Here is a 1,303-nt window from a genome sequence, read left to right as displayed (position 1 = left end):
TGACTAGTCCTGGAATAGGTTGACACTTTTCAGGCCCGTAACGCCCGATGAACTTCATCGGGCGTTTTGTATTGTAGCGACAGATGAGGGCGCTGTGTGTTGTAAATTTCCACCGACTCCCTGACCATCTTTCTCGCCTGTTCGATATCTTCCGGTTTCACAAGCAGGTATTCGGTTTTTAATATCCCGTTTACCCGTTCCGCCAGCGCATTCTGATAACAGTCATACCCGTCTGTCATTGAGCACATGACGCCATGCCGTTGATGTAACGCCTGATATTCCTGAGAGCAGTACTGGATACCTCTGTCAGAGTGATGAACCAGCGGGTGCGATGTTCGCCTGCCAGCCAGTGCCATTTTGAACGCACAGGCAACATGCCGGGTGTGCAGGCTCTCATGCACATGATATCCCACTATTTTCCTCGACCAGACGTCCGTTACCAGGCTTATATACGCTGTTCCTGTTCGCAGAGGAAGCCAGGTGATATCAGCCACCCACACCTGCTCAGGGCGGGTCGCGGTCACCTGATTCTTTCCCGCTTTCAGCAGGTTGGGATGGCGGTAAAAACGATGATGGCTATTCGTTGTCCTGTGATACGCCCGTACGGGTACCACCAGTAACCGCGCATAACGCAGGATCCGGAACAACCTGTCACGCCCGACGTGTGACCTTGCTTCTGGTTGTTGCAGAAGCAGGTGATGCAGTTTCCGCGTCCCTAACCGGGGCTGATGTAAGCGGACAGCCATCACCTGCGTGATGATATGTCGGGCCTGCTCTTTTCTCTCATCCTCACGCTGCAGGGCCTGATACCAGGCCTGCCGGCTGATCCCCATCAACCGGCAGGCTCGCGTTACGGTGAGTTTCGGTGTTTGTGTTTGCGTGATAAGGAGGTTAACTGCTTTTTTGTCAGCGTGGCTCCGAACTCGGTGTTCATTACCTTCACAACGGCCTCAAAGAACTGAGCTTTGACTTCAGATTCAGCCAGTAGCTGTTCCAGTTCTTTAATCCTTTGTTCAGGGGTCTGAGGGATGTCAGGCATATTGGCTCCGCACTTTCTGACAGAAGGGGATGTAAGCCAGTCGAGTTGACCGTACTTTCTCAGCCAGCTCAGGACAGTGTGGCTGCCCTGAATACCATAACGGTCCTGCGCCTGGCGATAGGTCATTTCGCCTTTTTCGACCTGCTCAACGACAGTTAATTTAAAGGATAGAGGGTAATCGCGTTGTGTGCGTTTAACATACTGGTTCATCACATTTTCCTCGGTGTATGAGTAAAATGTGTCAACGCTATTCAGGACGGGTCA

Annotated in this window: 1 pseudogene; it reads right to left on the bottom strand. The window is 52.0% G+C overall.

Annotation, left to right across the window (positions count from 1 at the left end):
• Positions 1–3 precede the first annotated feature (3 nt).
• Positions 4–1,249, bottom strand: a pseudogene (locus tag EV102420_RS20780) (IS3 family transposase).
• Between the last annotated feature and the right edge of the window lie 54 nt (positions 1,250–1,303).

Origin of the sequence: Pseudescherichia vulneris NBRC 102420 (genome assembly GCF_000759795.1) — a bacterium.
GTDB lineage: Bacteria > Pseudomonadota > Gammaproteobacteria > Enterobacterales > Enterobacteriaceae > Pseudescherichia > Pseudescherichia vulneris.
Note: the sequence above shows the minus strand (reverse complement) of the source record. Positions and strands in the feature narration are given on the sequence as shown.